The sequence below is a fragment of the Pseudoalteromonas sp. DY56-GL22 genome (assembly GCF_041414715.1).
GTDB lineage: Bacteria > Pseudomonadota > Gammaproteobacteria > Enterobacterales > Alteromonadaceae > Pseudoalteromonas > Pseudoalteromonas simplex.
Genome location: NZ_JANHZR010000003.1, coordinates 191,993 through 207,884, shown reverse-complemented (window position 1 = coordinate 207,884; position 15,892 = coordinate 191,993). Strand labels below are relative to the sequence as shown.

Genomic DNA, 15,892 nt, shown 5'->3' with positions numbered 1-15,892 from the left:
CTTGCTAACTTGCTAACTTGCTAACTTGCTAACTTGCTAACTTGCTAACTTGCTAACTTGCTAACTTGCTAACTTGCTCTGCTTCCAATCTCACACAAAACGCTGTAAGTTGCTTGTAACTAAGAATAAAACACACACAACTTATGCAATCAGCAGTATCAAATTGGCAGTCTAAATTAAATGCTTTAGGGCCGGGGATTTTAATGGCTACAGCCGCCATTGGTGGCTCACATCTAGTAGCATCAACACAAGCCGGGTCGTTATTCGGCTGGCAGCTATTTTGGCTAATCATTGTAGTAAACGTATTGAAGTATCCATTCTTTCGATTTGGCATGGAGTACACCCTTGCGACCAAACAAAGTTTAGTTGAGGGCTACAAGCAAAAAGGGCCGGGGTATTTCTATAGCTTTATTGCGCTTAATATAGTCGCCGCCGTAGTGAATACTGCGGGGGTTTTATTATTAACGGCCAGCCTACTGCACTATGCATTACCTGTCACAATTTCTGTAACCTTATTATGCTGGCTGATTTTAGCTGTGTGTTTGCTTATTTTGTTGTTAGGGCATTTTAAAGCGCTCGATAATGTCTCAAAGCTCATTATGGGGCTGTTAACGGTTACAACTGTGGCTGCGTTGGTAGTGGCAATTAATAATGGTGCTATGGCGCCAATTGACTATGTGGGGCCGTCGCCGTACGAACTTGCTATGCTCGGCTTTATGGTCGCGCTCATGGGCTGGATGCCTGCGCCTATCGAAATATCAGCAATTAGCTCACTGTGGCTAAAAGAAAAGCAGCATCAACAAGTCGTGACAAAACAACAAGGCTTGTTTGACTTTAATTTGGGCTACTGGCTTACCGCAGCACTTGCGTTAGTGTTTTTCTCATTAGGCGTATTAGTGCAATATGGCCAAGCACAAGCAGTGCAATTAGGTGGAGTCGCCTTTGCCAAGCAGCTAATTGATATGTATGCCCTCACTATGGGCGAGTGGGCAAGGCCACTGGTTTCAGGTATCGCTTTTTTATGTATGTTTGGCACCACGCTTACGGTACTTGATGGCTACGCGAGAACATTAAATGAGTCGCATAAACTGCTACCGATTAAACAATCTAAGCACAGTTTAAATATGTGGTTATTACTACAAGCATTTGCAGGTATGGCAGTGATTTTATTCTTTAAATCAGCCCTTGGCCCAATGCTTACTTTTGCCATGACCCTCGCTTTTGTAACCACGCCTGTATTTGCATGGCTGAACTTTAGTTTAGTGCGCTCAGAACCCAGCATTCATCACTCACCTTTATTACGCACCCTAAGCTGGCTAGGTTTGCTTTATTTAGTGGGCTTTGCGCTGGTGTTTTTGGTTTGGAAGGGAATGTAAATGGGAGCTGTCAGCTTTCAGCCGTCAGTTTATAGCTGATCGAGAAGGGGCTTAGTTATTTGTATTTATAAACAATTATAACTTTACATTCATTTCTCAGTTTTTATGCTGTTTGACGGCTGATAGCTCTAACTCAACTCCCTAATCGCATTACTAATCCCATCTAGCGTGAGTGGGTACATGCGGTTATCCATTAACTGCTTTATAAAATCAATTGATTGATAATAGCGCCAGTGTTCAACGGGTTGTGGGTTGAGCCAAGCGACTTTATCAAAGTGATTGGTTATGCGGTTTAGCCAAGCGCTACCGGGCTCTTCATTCCAATGCTCAACGCTGCCACCGGGGTAGGCGATTTCGTAAGGGCCCATGGTGGCATCGCCAACAAAGATCACCTTGTAGTCGCTGGTGAACTTGTTAATCAAGGTCATGGTATCAATGATGTTTGAGTGACGACGCTCGTTGTCTTGCCAAACATGCTCATATAAACAGTTATGAAAATAGTAAAACTCAAGGTGTTTAAACTCGCTGTGGGCGGCGCTAAATAGCTCTTCGCAGGTATGAATGTAATCATCCATTGAACCGCCGATATCAAATAGCATCAATACTTTTACTGCATTGTGGCGCTCAGGTGCCATTTTCACATCGAGCATGCCGCCTTGTTTTGCGGTTGCGCGGATGGTTTCGGTTAAATCGAGAGTGTCGCTGGCGCCAGTACGGGCAAATTTACGCAGTTTTTTTAGAGCGAGTTTAATGGTGCGCGAGCCGATTTCACGGTCACTATCAAGGTTTCGGTAGCTGCGCTTATCCCACACTTTTACCGCACGGCGATGTCGGTTACCGTCTTGACCAATGCGCACACCTTCAGGGTTATACCCATAGGCGCCAAATGGTGAAGTGCCACCGGTACCCACCCACTTATTACCCCCAGCATGGCGTTTTTGCTGCTCTTCAAGGCGTTGCTTGAGGGTTTCCATGAGTTTATCAAGGCCGCCCATGGCTTGTAATTGCGCTTTTTCTTCTTCGCTTAAGTGCTTTTCAAACTCTTTGCGTAGCCAATCATCAGGCAAGGCATGTTGCTGTTTTAAGCTTTCGAGCAGATCAAGGTCGGCCACGCCACTAAAGTAATCTGCAAAGGCTTTATCAAAACGATCAAAGTGGGTTTCATCTTTAACCATGATGGTACGCGCTAAATAATAAAACGCGTCAACGTCAGCAAAAATAACCCCTTGCTTGAGCGCATTGATCAAATCAAGTAGCTCTCGCAAACTAACTGGTAAGCGGTATTCGCGAAGCTTAAAGAAAAACGCAATTAACATCTTAACGTCGGCTCATAAACGCAAGTTTTTCGATTAAGCTAATGTCTTGCTCGTTCTTTAATAACGCGCCAAACATGGGCATTAGGCCGCCTTTTTGGCTTTTATCATGCAGTGTTTTAGCATCAATGTCTTCGGCCATTAGTAGCTTTAACCAATCGAGTAATTCGCTGGTTGATGGCTTTTTCTTAATGCCGTTTACGTCACGTAGATTAAAGAACACCTCAAGTGCTTGGCGAACTAAATCTTGTTTAACATGCGGGTGATGCACATCGATAATTTGTGCCATTTCTTCACTACTTGGAAAATCAATGTAATGGAAAAAACAACGACGTAAAAAGGCGTCTGGCAGCTCTTTTTCGTTATTTGACGTGATGATTACAATCGGGCGTTGCTTTGCAACAACGCGCTCGCCGGTCTCATAAACATGAAACTCCATTTTATCGAGTTCTAGTAGCAAGTCGTTGGGAAATTCAATATCGGCTTTGTCGATTTCATCAATCAATAGCACAGGGCGCTTGTTATGTTGCTCACCGTAAGTAAAGGCTTGCCATAATTTCCCCTTTACAATGTAGTTGCTGATATCGTGCACACGCTCATCACCTAACTGGCTGTCGCGAAGACGAGATACCGCATCATATTCATACAGGCCTTGCTGCGCTTTAGTGGTTGATTTGATATGCCATTGAATTAGCGTAGTGTCTAAGCTTTTTGCAAGTTCCTCGGCCAGCATAGTTTTACCTGTGCCGGGTTCACCTTTTATAAGCAGGGGTTTTTCGAGCAATATCGCTGCGTTAACCGCTTGTTTTAATGAGTTACTGGCAATGTAGTTATCGGTTGAATTAAAAAGCACGATGTCACCTTATCTGGTCTGAGCAGTGATTAATAACGTCATGATGCCACAGTTAGTCGGCGTCTGAAAGGTATGCAAAACGCGGTACCGTTTTGCCCTCTACAGTGACGGTTTCTGTAAACATACTAAGCGGGCGTGCCCACATGCCAAATTCGCCGTAAAGCGCTTGATAAATTACCAATGGCTCATTCGTTTCGCTATGAGTGGCAACATATTCAACTTTGTATTTTGGACCTTTGTAATGTTGGTAAATACCGGGTTTGATTGTCATGTGTTTATCTCGCATCTTGGAGTCATTTGGGTATAATTGCAGTTTGCACATTTTACGCTGAAACAAACTGCCTGAACTATGAATTATATTTCGTTAGATGAATACAAAAAAGCCTGGGTTTTTCGTCATAAAGATATGCCGATAAGCAGCGAAGACGCAGCGCAAATAAAACCAATGAGTGCTGAACGAGCTGCTGTTTTATGGACTACCATGGTGAGCCGAGAGCATGATCACCCTGACTTTTTTGATAAAACAGATTGGTGCGGCAAAGACGACAGCTTTTCAGAGACCATTAACTGGGAAAACGCATGGGAAGCGGGCGACGAGCAGTTACCTGAAGAAATCCTAAACCACTTAGCGTGGGAAGCAAACACGACGGTCTATTTTTGTATGGCTCGCGATAATATCATTGAAACCAGCTTTGCCGTTTTTAAGCGTTGTTGGCAAAACTTTATGTTTTTAGCTGATGGTAGTTTGTTACTAGGTAAAAAGCGTGATGCGGTGGTGCAGTTTTTAGAATCTGGTAATGCAAAATTGGGTAAAAAAGGCGCAGTAAAGTAGCGCTCAATAAACGCTCTATGCTATAAAACAGTCAAGCAATTGTTTTATAAGAGCGCGCATTGTCTAAACCAACTTCACAGAGCGAACACTCGCAACAAGCCGAAATTTGGCAAACTGATGCCGAACGTGCTTTGTATGCGCAGTTATGTAATGCATTTTATGCTCGTGAGATCCCGCGTTTAGTCGATGAACCTGATACTGCAAGGCTTAAACGCTTATTAGCAAGTTTGCCTTACTATATTGAGCGTTTAGCCATGCGTATAGTTAGTGGCGATGCACCATTACAGCTTGATTCACAAAATGGCAGTTGGCTTGAAAAACAAAAAACAACGCCACCTGTTTATAATAAAAAAGACTCAAAAGACTTTTATAGTCAACATGCTAAGCGCGGGTTAATTGTTCCCGTGCTAATTAATGACGAGCAATGTACAACTGTGCGCATAGACAGCTTAGATCAAGTAAGCGACAATAAGGTACATTGCAACGAGCTTGGTTGGTTTGATACTTCAGGTGAATCGCTAGAAAACACGCATATTCAACTGCTTAAGCCTGCAAAGGCAGTGATGGCGGCGGCGTGTTGCGGTCATCAATGGCAATTTAATAAACGCATCACACCTAAGCGTTTGTCATTAAGAGAAATGCTACTAGCAAGCAATATAAATTGGCGTAATTTAAAACGCCCTTTGACTTAATTTAACCGCGAAGGAGTGTTCAATGCGGGTTTTTCAATTCGCCTTGTTATGTTTGGCTTTATTTCTGCAATATCGTTTATGGTTTGGTCATAATGGTGTGCAAGATTACACTCGTCTGAAACAAGCGGTTACCTCTCATCAAGACACTAACGCGAAATTATTAAAGCGCAATACTGTACTTAAAGCAGATATAAAAGATCTAAAGCTTGGTCAAGAAGGTATCGAAGAGCGCGCGCGTAATGAATTAGGAATGATTAAACCTGGCGAAACCTTTATTCGCGTTTTGCCGGGCCAACAACAAAATGAAAATTAAGCAAACTATAACCGCCATTGTTCCCGCTGCGGGGGTAGGGAGTCGAATGCAGCATTCGGCGCCAAAGCAGTATATTGAACTGGCGGGTAAAACTATTTTAGAACACACCCTGAGTAAACTTGCAGAACTTAACGAATTAAACACCATCAAAGTAGCAATTAGCGATGATGACGGCTACTTTGCTGATTTACCACACATAGATAAGCGTATTGAGCGTGTGAGTGGTGGTAAAGAGCGCGCTGATTCAGTGCTTAACGCCTTGCTATCACTTGCTGATAATCCACCTGATTGGGTACTTGTGCACGATGCGGCAAGGCCGTTAGTGTGTTTGGCTGATATTCAGCGTTTAATGACAGAATGCATCGCTGCCAATGAAGGCGGTATCTTAGCGTCAAAAGTAAAAGACACCATTAAGCGCGGTCATACCCACAGTGAGCAAACAGTGCCTCGTGATGATTTATGGCAGGCACTCACTCCTCAGTTTTTCCCTTATCAAGCGCTGACTAATGCGCTATCAAGTGCCCTTAAAAATGGTGTGACTATCACTGATGAAGCATCGGCAATTGAATGGGCTAAGCAGCCTGTTAAGCTGGTTGCCGGTCGCAGTGACAATATTAAAATCACCACCCCAGAAGATTTAGATTTAGCAGCATTTTTACTGCAAAAACAACAAAACGAGAGTACCTCATGATTCGAATTGGCCATGGCTTTGATGTACACAAATTTGGCGGCGAAGGCCCGTTGGTAATTTGTGGTGAAAAAATAGATTACCCACAAGGCTTTTTAGCGCATTCAGATGGTGATGTTGCCATTCACGCATTGTGTGATGCTATTTTAGGTGCATTAGCAATGGGGGATATTGGCAAGCATTTTCCAGACACTGCGAGCGAATACGAAAATATTGATAGCCGAATTTTACTACGCCACGTGGTTGGGCTTGCTAAAGAGCAAGGTTACGTACTTGGCAATGCCGATGTGACGATTGTTGCGCAAGCACCAAAAATGTTGCCACATATTCAAGCAATGCGTGAAAACTTATGCCAAGACCTTGAAGCTGATATTTCACAAGTTAATGTGAAAGCAACAACCACAGAGAAGCTAGGATTTGAAGGCCGCAAAGAAGGTATTTCAAGCCACGCAGTGGTGATTATGAGCAAACTAAGCGCATGAGTGAGTTAAACTACCTATACGGTAAACCTCTTTCTAAGGCTGACTTTAAAACTCACGCCGAAGACTTCATGGTTGATGAAGACTTAGGTATTGAGTTTACTGGTTCTGGTGAACATGTTTGCTTGCAGGTTGTAAAAAAAGGCGAAAATACTCAGTTTATTGCGAAACGCATTGCCGAAAAAGCAGGGGTATCTCCACGTGATGTGAGTTATGCAGGCTTAAAAGACCGTCATGGCGTGTGTACACAGTGGTTTAGCGTGCCAGTACCAATTAAAAAGCACATAGAATTTAGTGAACTGAATAACGAGCAATTTTTTGTAATTTCGCAACAGCGCCATAACCGTAAGCTCAGAACGGGTTGCCATAAAGGCAATCGCTTTACCATTACGTTACGCAACGTGACTGAGCCGCTGGATATTTTGTGCCGTATCAACGCGGTGCGTGCAGGGGTGCCTAATTACTTTGGTGAGCAGCGCTTTGGGCATGGTGGTCACAACCTTGAAATGGCAAAGCGCATGTTTGCTGGAGAGCGTATCCGCGATAAAAAATTGCGTGGTTTAGTTATTTCAGCTGCACGATCTTATGTATTTAATGAAATTGTGAGTATGCGGGTTGCCGAGCATGGCCTTGCAAAAACAATGCACCGCGAAGTGTTTATGCTCAGCGGCAGTAATGCATTTTTTGAAGACAACATTAGTGATGACAATATTGCTCGCTTAGCGTCTGGTGATATTGTGATGTCGGCCCCCATGGTTGGTAAAGGCGAAAAAGGCCTGACCGAAACCGAAAAAGTGTGGCTAGAACCTTATCAATCTTGGATAGAGGGGCTTAGCGAACTTGGCCTTAAGAATGAGCGTAGAATGTTACGCCTTATTCCTGATTCATTAGCTGTTGAAACGATTGACGAAACTACTTTAAAGTTAAGTTTTGGTCTACCAAAAGGCTGTTTTGCTACTGCCTTACTGCGTGAGTTGGTGGACTATCAAGATGCAAGCCCCAGAGAACAAAAACAAAAGGATGCGTAAATGAAAATCTTATTGAGCAATGATGATGGCGTACATGCTAAAGGGATTGCGGTTTTGTATCATGCATTAACGCAAATTGCAGATGTGACCTTAGTGGCGCCAGATCGCAATTGCAGTGGCGCAAGTAATTCATTAACGTTAATGAATCCACTGCGTGCAACTACCCTTGATAATGGTTTCATTTCAATTAATGGCACGCCGACTGACTGTGTGCACTTAGGGGTTAACGAGTTAACTGAGCAGCAGCCAGATCTCGTGGTAGCCGGAATAAACCACGGTGCCAATTTAGGTGATGACACCTTGTATTCAGGTACTGTTGCCGCCGCCACTGAAGGCCGCCACTTAGGACTTCCTGCCATTGCTGTGTCGTTATGCTCTAAAGAAGGAAATCACTTTGAAACTGCAGCTGCGATTGCGGTGAGTATTATCAAAGAGTTGGCATCGCACCCATTACCGAAAGATCAAATCATCAACTTAAACGTACCAGATATTCCACTTACTGAGCTAAAAGGAGTTAAGGTAACCCGTTTAGGTTCGCGTCATAAAGCTGAAACCATGACGAAACAACAAGACCCATGGGGCCGTGACATTTATTGGTATGGTACCCTTGGTGCTGAAAGTGATGCAGGTGAAGGCACTGATTTTTACGCCATAAATAATGGTTACGCATCAGTGACCCCGCTTAGTGTTGATATGACAGCGAAAGAAAGTTTACAAGCAGTCGATAGCTGGTTAGCAAATATGGAGATTAATAGTGCTGACTAATTATAATCGCAGCGCACTGGCATTAGCAGAGTTATTGAAACGCGAAGGTGTAGAAGACAGCACTGTGCTTGAAGCGATAGCCTCAACACCCAGACACATTTTTATCGATGATGTTTTACAGCACAAAGCTTATCAAAATACCGCATTGCCAATTGGTCAAGGACAAACGATTTCGCAGCCTTATATTGTCGCACGTATGACTGAGCTACTTCGCTTAGCGGGCGTACGTGATAAAGTGCTCGAAATTGGCACAGGGTCTGGCTACCAAACGGCAATACTGGCAAAAACGTTCACTAAAGTGTGCTCGGTAGAGCGTATAAAAGCACTACAGTGGCAAGCAAAACGCCGTTTGCACAAACTCGATTTATATAATGTCACCATGAAACATGGTGATGGTTGGCAAGGCTGGCAATCACAAGCGCCGTTTGAGGGGATTATTGTTACAGCTGCAGCCGCCACTATGCCACAAGGGTTACTTGCTCAATTGGCTGATGGGGGCGTTATGATTGCACCTATCGGTGAGCAAGATCAGCAATTAATGATGGTCGTTAGAAATGGCGATACTTTCACAGAACATAAAGTTGCACCAGTAAGATTTGTACCTTTGGTACCTGGTGATATTGAATAGGACGTTAAACTTTGAAGTTGTTTACTAAGTTATATGATATGGCACTGGTATGGGCTAAACATCGCCATGCAGAGCGTTATTTAGCAGGGATGAGTTTTGCTGAATCTGTTTTTTTTCCGGTACCACCGGATGTCATGCTAGCACCTATGTCACTTGCTCAACCAGATAAAGCATGGCGTTTTGCCAGCTTTACGACGATTGCTTCAGTGATTGGTGGTATTTTAGGTTACTTACTTGGCTTTTGGTTATTCGAACCTGTGGTCGAGCCGCTGATTGCGCAAATGGGTTGGCAAGCGAAATTTGACACAGCGCTAAGTTGGTTTGAGAACTACGGTGTGTGGGTGGTGTTTTTAGCGGGCTTCTCCCCCATACCTTATAAGGTTTTCACCATAGGTGCTGGTTTGATGCAAATGGCATTTCTGCCGTTTCTAATTGCTTCGGCAATTGGTCGTGGCGCACGCTTTTTCTTAGTGTCGGCTTTAATGAAGTGGGGCGGCGTTAAAATGGAGCAGAAATTACGTCAATATGTTGAAGCGCTTGGCTGGGGATTAGTTGTTTTAGTTGTGGTTGCGTACTTTTTACTGCGATAACCCGTAAAACCATTAAACTAGTACGATAAGGAGCATTTTACGATGAGCAGGCAGATAACAGTCTATGTTACTTTGTTTCTTAGTATTTTGCTCTTTGGTTGTACTTCTCGCGAAGCGCCAGCACCGGTGAGTAGTTTAGACAATAAAGTTAAACCCGCCACTCGCAAAGTAAATATCTCTGGCTCAAAATATGTAGTCAAAAAGGGCGATACTTTATATTCAATTGCTTTTAGCGCTCAGCAAGATTTTCGAACCCTCGCAAAAATAAACGATATTCCAGCACCTTATACCATCTTCCCTGGGCAGAATATTTCGCTCATAAAATCGGCACAAAAACAAAAAAAGACGAAAAAATATACGAATTCGAGTAAAAAGTCTACTGTTTCTATACAAAAAAATAACAAAAAATTAAAGAAAGAGCTTGATCAGCCAAAACAACGAGAGTATGTTCAGAAACAAGCCAACAAAATAATTAGTGAAAAAAAACGTAATTCTAATGCAAAAGTTGTATGGAACTGGCCTGCTAAAGGTAAAGTAACGCAACGCTTCTCTAATAAAGAGAATGGCTTTAAAGGGTTACAGATCACTAATAAACAAGGGGCTTCTGTTGTAGCTGCTGCACATGGAACTGTGGTATACGCGGGCAACGCATTGAGGGGGTATGGTAATTTAATCATTTTGAAACACAATGATGATTACCTAAGTGCTTACGCGCACAATTCAAAGTTGCTTGTAAAGGAAAAACAGGAAGTAAAGGCGGGGCAGAAAATAGCAGAAATGGGCAGTTCAGACTCTACGGTTACGGCTTTGAGATTTGAAATTCGTTATCGGGGTCAAGCAGTCAATCCTGCTAAGTATCTACCTTAGCCATTTAGGGTATTGATAAAGTGATTTAGCTCAATCACATATTTGCTCGGGAGGACGCTTATGGGTCACACAGCAAAACTTGAGAAAAAAACTGACGCGATTGACGATAAATTTGATGACACGGTAGTCGAAGAAGAGTCTTCTGAATTACTTGAAGAAGTCGACAACGAAGATGAAATTTTTGCAAAAGAAGAAGTTGCCAAGAATTTAGATGCTACACAGCTGTATCTTGGTGAGATTGGTTTTTCTCCGCTGTTAAGCGCAGAAGAAGAAGTCTATTTTGCTCGAAAAGCACTGAAAGGCTGTGAAGCCTCTCGCAAGCGAATGATTGAAAGTAATTTACGTTTAGTGGTGAAAATTGCCCGCCGCTATAACAACCGTGGCCTTGCGCTACTAGACCTTATTGAAGAAGGTAATTTAGGCCTTATCAGAGCCGTTGAGAAATTTGACCCAGAACGAGGTTTCCGTTTTTCAACTTATGCAACTTGGTGGATACGTCAAACCATTGAACGTGCCATCATGAACCAAACACGTACGATTCGTTTACCTATTCATGTGGTCAAAGAGCTTAATGTTTATTTAAGAACAGCCCGTGAATTAACGCAGAAACTTGACCATGAACCCACTGCAGAAGAAATTGCAGAGTGCTTAGATAAGCCGGTTGAAGATGTTACTAAGATGCTGCGTTTAAACGAAAAAATCACCTCGGTGGATACACCTATCGGTGGTGAAAATGACAAAGCGTTATTAGATATTATCGCCGATGAGAAAGACTACGGTCCAGAAGGCGAAGTACAAAACAATGACATCAACAAGCACATTGTTGATTGGCTTGGAGAGTTAAACCCGAAACAGCGTGAAGTACTTGCTCGTCGTTTTGGTTTACTGGGCTATGAGCCATCAACCCTTGAAGATGTTGGTCGTGAAATTGGCTTAACACGTGAACGTGTAAGACAAATTCAAGTGGAAGCATTACGTCGCTTAAAAGACATTTTGCAACACGAAGGTTTAAGTACAGATAGCCTATTCGACCAATTCACCTGATTTGACAACAATGAATACCTGATCAAGGGTATCGAACCCACGGGTTCAGAACACACAAAAAAGCTGACGTTACGTCAGCTTTTTTATATCCACTCAAATTTTAAAGTAAATCTTTTAATTGATACAGTAGTTGGTGTGCTTGTCTTGGCGTTAGGCTATCTGGATCAAGCTGTTTTAAGGTTAATTCAAGCTCTGAAGGTTCATCATCAAAACTTAATGTTTGCTGTTGTTGCTCAATAGGGGCAGTAACAGGTTGATGATTCTCAAGCATTTTAAGCTTTTGTTTTGCTTGTTGGATAACCGCTTTTGGTACACCAGCCAAAGCAGCAACTTGTAAACCAAAGCTCTTGCTTGCTGCGCCTTCAAGCACGGTATGCATAAAGGCAATGGTGTCGTTGTGCTCAATGGCATCGAGGTGCACATTAACCAGCCCCGTTTTTTGCTCGGCCAGTTCGGTTAGCTCAAAATAGTGGGTTGCAAACAAAGTTTTAGCAGCAATTTTTGATGCTAAATAATCAGCCGTTGCATAGGCAAGCGATAAACCATCATAAGTTGAAGTACCGCGACCAATTTCATCCATTAGTACCAGTGATTGTGCTGTGGCGTTATTTAAAATAGTTGCTGTTTCGGTCATTTCAACCATGAAGGTTGAGCGTCCTGATGCAAGGTCATCACTTGCGCCAATACGCGTAAAAATACGGTCAATATTCCCAATTTCTGCACTATCAGCAGGAACGTAACAACCAATGTGAGCCATCAAAACAATAAGTGCGGTTTGGCGCATATAGGTCGATTTACCACCCATATTTGGACCTGTGATAATCAACATTTTACGGTCGTTATTAAGCTCTACTGGGTTGGCAATAAACGGGTCTTTCATTACCTGTTCTACCACTGGGTGGCGACCTTGTTTAATGCTGATATTATCGTTATCGCACAGTGTTGGCTTAGCATAATTAAGCGCTTGCGCACGTTCGGCTAAATTGTTCAGTACATCTAAATCTGCTAAAACAGCTGCCATTGTTTGTAACTGCTCAATGTGCGGAGCAATAAACTCAAAGAGTTGCTCGTAAAGCTGTTTTTCAAGTGCTAGCGCTTTTGACTGGCTACCAAGCACTTTATCTTCGTGCTCTTTAAGCTCAGGGATAATATAGCGCTCATTATTTTTTAGCGTTTGACGGCGAATATAATCGGCAGGAACCAAATGCGAGTTAGCGCGACTTACTTCAATAAAAAAGCCATGCACCTTGTTATAGCCAATTTTTAAGGTGCTAATGCCTGTGCGTTCACGCTCACGTTCTTCAAGCTTTTCGAGAATATCGGTTGCGCCTTGGCTTAGGGCACGCCATTCATCAAGCTCACTGTTATAACCCGGGGCAATAACACCCCCATCACGAATAAGCACCGGTGGGGTTTCGATGACAGCACGTTCTAGTAAGTCTTGTAGCTCAGGTAATTGCTGTGATTGCGCTATTATTTGACTAATACGCGGATCGTTGGCGTCCAGAAGTAATTTATGTAATGGTGCCAGAGCTTGCAGTGCGCTACGCAGGCGCGTTAAATCACGCGGGCGTGCTGTGCAAAGCGCTAAACGGGCGATAACACGCTCAATGTCGCCAATTTGCTTTAATGACTCTTGTAGCTCACCACATAATTGCGCATCGATAATTGCACTAATAGCGTTTAGTCGAGAGTTGAGCTCTGTTTTGCTGCGCACTGGTGTATGAATACGACGCTTTAATAAGCGTGAACCCATCGCAGTCGCTGTTTTATCAAGTACTTGCGCAAGCGTGTTTTCGTAGCCGCCTGATAAATTAACTGTTAGTTCAAGGTTTTTACGGGTTGCGGCATCTAAGATCACCGCGTGTTCGTTTTGCTCAAGGGTAATCGCACGAATATGCGGCAGGGCAATACGTTGAGTGTCTTTTACATATTGCATTAAGCAGCCCGCAGCCACCAAAGCAGCGTGTGCTTTGTCTACACCAAAACCAACTAAATCTTTGGTGCCAAATTGGTCGCAAAGTAAATGCTGTGCAGTATCTAAATCAAATTCCCATTCTGGGCGACGACGTGCGCCTTTGATATGTTCAATTAAATGCACATTTGCAAATGTTTCACTATAGAGCAGCTCTGCAGGGGCTAAACGTTGTAATGTTGAGCTAAATGCTTCATCAGTATTTACTTCTAACACATTGAATCTGCCAGAGTTAATATCTAAATAAGCAATACCATATAAGCCTTGTTTACTTTGCCAAACGCTGGTTAGCAAGTTGTCTTGGCGTTCTTGTAATAACGCTTCGTCAGAAATAGTGCCCGGTGTAACAATGCGCACAACTTTACGCTCAACAGGGCCTTTGCTAGTAGCTGGGTCGCCAACTTGTTCACAAATAGCCACCGACTCACCCATTTGTACAAGGCGAGCTAAATAGTTCTCTACTGCGTGATAGGGCACACCCGCCATTGGAATGGGATCGCCACCGGCTTTACCTCGGTGGGTTTGAGAAATATCAAGAAGTTGTGCTGCACGCTTGGCATCATCAAAGAAAAGTTCGTAAAAGTCGCCCATACGATAAAACAATAAAATATCCCGATGCTCGGCTTTTATTTTTAGATACTGCTGCATCATAGGGGTTTGTTGTTTTATAGTGTGCGGTGCATAAAGATCAAACGACATGTATTTACCCAAAGGCTGAATATGGAATTACATCAAGAGATTAAAACACTTGCTGCGAAATTAGGAGCTATTTTAACGGATAAACGCTTATGGATCACTACCGCAGAATCATGCACTGGCGGTGGAGTGAGTTATGCGCTTACCGATACCCCAGGCAGTTCTAATTATATTGACCGAGCGTTTGTTACTTATAGTAACCAAGCAAAACATGAGCTCATTGGCGTTAGCGAGCAAACCTTAAACAGCTTTGGTGCGGTGAGTGAACAAACCGTTGTTGAAATGGCATCGGGGGCGGCAAAAGCTGCAAACGCCGATATCGCAATAGCTATTTCGGGGATAGCAGGCCCAGGTGGTGGAACACTGGATAAACCTGTGGGATTAGTGTGGTTTTGTATTCATTTGGCTGGTCAAAACTACTCAAGCAAACAGGTTTTCGCTGGTGATAGAGCTGAAGTTAGACTGCAAGCTATTGTTTATTCATTAAAAAACATAATTGAATTGATAAAATCTGAAAATTAGCTTGATACTGTGATTTCATACAGTATACTGTCTGCATTAGCCGGATTTGGAGAACAGAATGAACGATAACAAACAAAAAGCCTTAGACGCTGCTTTATCACAAATTGAGCGTCAATTTGGTAAAGGCTCAATTATGAAACTGGGCGACAACAAAGCCCTAGATATTGAAGCAATCTCAACAGGTTCACTAGGTATCGATATCGCACTAGGTATTGGTGGTTTACCTACAGGCCGTATTGTTGAAGTGTATGGTCCTGAATCATCAGGTAAAACAACACTTACTTTACAAGTTATCGCTGAAGCTCAAAAGCAAGGTAAAACGTGTGCATTCGTAGATGCTGAGCACGCTCTAGATCCTGTATACGCACAAAAATTGGGCGTAAACATTGATGACTTACTTGTTTCTCAACCAGATACGGGTGAGCAAGCATTAGAAATCTGTGACATGTTAGTTCGTTCAAGTGCTGTTGATGTTGTGATTGTTGACTCGGTAGCAGCTTTAACACCTAAAGCTGAAATCGAAGGTGACATGGGTGACTCACACATGGGTCTACAAGCTCGCTTAATGTCACAAGCATTACGTAAGCTTACAGGTAACATCAAGCGTTCAAACACACTATGTATTTTCATCAACCAAATCCGTATGAAAATTGGTGTTATGTTTGGTAACCCAGAAACAACAACAGGTGGTAACGCACTTAAATTCTACGCTTCAGTACGTATCGATATTCGTCGTATTGGTTCAGTGAAAGAAGGCGATGAGGTTGTTGGTAACGAAACCCGCGTTAAAGTTGTTAAAAACAAGGTTGCTCCGCCGTTTAAACAAGCTGAGTTCATCATCATGTATGGTGAAGGTATTTCTAAACAAGGCGAACTAATCGACTTAGGTGTTAAGCATAAGATTGTAGAAAAATCAGGTGCTTGGTACAGCTACAATGGCAGCAAAGTTGGTCAAGGTAAAGCAAACTCAATTAAGTTCTTAAAAGATAACCCAGAGATCGCAGATGAGATCGAAGGTAAGTTACGTGAGATGCTATTACTTCAAGCAACTGTGCAACCAGAAGATGGTGAAGATGCAGGCCTATTAGCTGAAGACGAGCTATAAACACCGCAAAAGAGTATAGTTAAGCGTGATTTGACCCGCACTTAACACAAAAAGACCGCTACACAGTTAGCGGTTTTTTTATGGATGAAAAAACCGCATATGATGCGGCTTTTCATGTACTTAAAG

General features: G+C 42.9%; 18 protein-coding genes. 14 read left to right on the top strand and 4 right to left on the bottom strand.

Annotation, left to right across the window (positions count from 1 at the left end):
- Nucleotides 1-203: 203 nt before the first annotated feature.
- Entirely contained in the window at nucleotides 204-1,376 is a 1,173-nt protein-coding gene (locus NO991_RS08855; RefSeq protein WP_371351977.1) for an NRAMP family divalent metal transporter, read from the top strand.
- A gap of 128 nt (nucleotides 1,377-1,504) precedes the next feature.
- Here NO991_RS08855 and NO991_RS08850 read toward each other — a convergent pair whose 3' ends face one another.
- From NO991_RS08850 to NO991_RS08840, 3 genes are read right to left on the bottom strand one after another with little or no spacing between them, the layout of a single operon-like run.
- On the bottom strand, nucleotides 1,505-2,692 hold the full coding sequence (locus NO991_RS08850) for a VWA domain-containing protein (RefSeq protein ID WP_138618536.1): 1,188 nt from the start codon (nucleotides 2,690-2,692) through the stop codon (nucleotides 1,505-1,507).
- A gap of 1 nt (nucleotide 2,693) precedes the next feature.
- On the bottom strand, nucleotides 2,694-3,542 hold the full coding sequence (locus tag NO991_RS08845) for a MoxR family ATPase (RefSeq protein ID WP_138618538.1): 849 nt from the start codon (nucleotides 3,540-3,542) through the stop codon (nucleotides 2,694-2,696).
- A 52-nt stretch (nucleotides 3,543-3,594) separates the two neighbouring features.
- Nucleotides 3,595-3,828, bottom strand: a complete 234-nt coding sequence (locus NO991_RS08840) for a DUF1653 domain-containing protein (RefSeq protein ID WP_370626052.1) — start codon at nucleotides 3,826-3,828, stop codon at nucleotides 3,595-3,597.
- 63 nt (nucleotides 3,829-3,891) lie between these two features.
- Here NO991_RS08840 and NO991_RS08835 point away from each other — a divergent pair, with 63 nt between their 5' ends.
- The 11 genes from NO991_RS08835 to rpoS are packed head-to-tail and all read left to right on the top strand — an operon-like array spanning nucleotide 3,892 to nucleotide 11,468.
- Entirely contained in the window at nucleotides 3,892-4,374 is a 483-nt protein-coding gene (locus NO991_RS08835) for a DUF2947 domain-containing protein (protein ID WP_063703236.1), read from the top strand.
- Nucleotides 4,375-4,433: 59 nt separating this feature from the next.
- Complete coding sequence (locus NO991_RS08830) at nucleotides 4,434-5,066, top strand: hypothetical protein (RefSeq protein ID WP_054560904.1); 633 nt, start codon at nucleotides 4,434-4,436, stop codon at nucleotides 5,064-5,066.
- Nucleotides 5,067-5,088: 22 nt separating this feature from the next.
- Complete coding sequence (gene ftsB / locus NO991_RS08825; RefSeq protein ID WP_054551139.1) at nucleotides 5,089-5,379, top strand: cell division protein FtsB; 291 nt, start codon at nucleotides 5,089-5,091, stop codon at nucleotides 5,377-5,379.
- The gene (gene ispD / locus NO991_RS08820) at nucleotides 5,369-6,070 is read left to right on the top strand and encodes a 2-C-methyl-D-erythritol 4-phosphate cytidylyltransferase (RefSeq protein ID WP_054551140.1); all 702 of its coding nucleotides are present in this window, start codon (nucleotides 5,369-5,371) and stop codon (nucleotides 6,068-6,070) included. Before ftsB ends, ispD begins: the two co-directional genes overlap by 11 nt.
- Complete coding sequence (gene ispF / locus NO991_RS08815) at nucleotides 6,067-6,549, top strand: 2-C-methyl-D-erythritol 2,4-cyclodiphosphate synthase (protein WP_054551141.1); 483 nt, start codon at nucleotides 6,067-6,069, stop codon at nucleotides 6,547-6,549. The genes ispD and ispF overlap by 4 nt, the downstream gene beginning before the upstream one ends.
- Nucleotides 6,546-7,574 carry a tRNA pseudouridine(13) synthase TruD gene (gene truD, locus NO991_RS08810; RefSeq protein WP_054551142.1) on the top strand — a complete coding sequence of 343 codons (1,029 nt, stop codon included), beginning with the start codon at nucleotides 6,546-6,548 and terminating at the stop codon, nucleotides 7,572-7,574. Before ispF ends, truD begins: the two co-directional genes overlap by 4 nt.
- Nucleotides 7,575-8,339: a 5'/3'-nucleotidase SurE gene (gene surE, locus NO991_RS08805; RefSeq protein WP_138599729.1), complete on the top strand. Its 765-nt coding sequence runs from the start codon at nucleotides 7,575-7,577 to the stop codon at nucleotides 8,337-8,339. It begins immediately after the preceding gene.
- Entirely contained in the window at nucleotides 8,329-8,967 is a 639-nt protein-coding gene (locus NO991_RS08800) for a protein-L-isoaspartate(D-aspartate) O-methyltransferase (protein ID WP_054551144.1), read from the top strand. Before surE ends, NO991_RS08800 begins: the two co-directional genes overlap by 11 nt.
- Before the next feature lie 11 nt (nucleotides 8,968-8,978).
- On the top strand, nucleotides 8,979-9,557 hold the full coding sequence (locus NO991_RS08795) for a YqaA family protein (RefSeq protein WP_054551145.1): 579 nt from the start codon (nucleotides 8,979-8,981) through the stop codon (nucleotides 9,555-9,557).
- 42 nt (nucleotides 9,558-9,599) lie between these two features.
- Nucleotides 9,600-10,424 carry a peptidoglycan DD-metalloendopeptidase family protein gene (locus NO991_RS08790; protein ID WP_054551146.1) on the top strand — a complete coding sequence of 275 codons (825 nt, stop codon included), beginning with the start codon at nucleotides 9,600-9,602 and terminating at the stop codon, nucleotides 10,422-10,424.
- 60 nt (nucleotides 10,425-10,484) lie between these two features.
- Complete coding sequence (gene rpoS / locus NO991_RS08785; RefSeq protein WP_054551147.1) at nucleotides 10,485-11,468, top strand: RNA polymerase sigma factor RpoS; 984 nt, start codon at nucleotides 10,485-10,487, stop codon at nucleotides 11,466-11,468.
- A 100-nt stretch (nucleotides 11,469-11,568) separates the two neighbouring features.
- Here the strand turns inward: rpoS and mutS are convergent, their stop codons facing one another.
- A complete protein-coding gene (gene mutS, locus NO991_RS08780) occupies nucleotides 11,569-14,142 on the bottom strand; it encodes a DNA mismatch repair protein MutS (protein WP_235373274.1) in 2,574 nt (857 codons plus the stop codon).
- 21 nt (nucleotides 14,143-14,163) lie between these two features.
- Here mutS and NO991_RS08775 point away from each other — a divergent pair, with 21 nt between their 5' ends.
- Both NO991_RS08775 and recA read left to right on the top strand, forming a co-directional pair.
- Nucleotides 14,164-14,661 carry a nicotinamide-nucleotide amidohydrolase family protein gene (locus NO991_RS08775; RefSeq protein ID WP_138618550.1) on the top strand — a complete coding sequence of 166 codons (498 nt, stop codon included), beginning with the start codon at nucleotides 14,164-14,166 and terminating at the stop codon, nucleotides 14,659-14,661.
- 58 nt (nucleotides 14,662-14,719) lie between these two features.
- Entirely contained in the window at nucleotides 14,720-15,766 is a 1,047-nt protein-coding gene (gene recA, locus NO991_RS08770) for a recombinase RecA (RefSeq protein ID WP_054551150.1), read from the top strand.
- The last annotated feature ends 126 nt before the right edge of the window (nucleotides 15,767-15,892 follow it).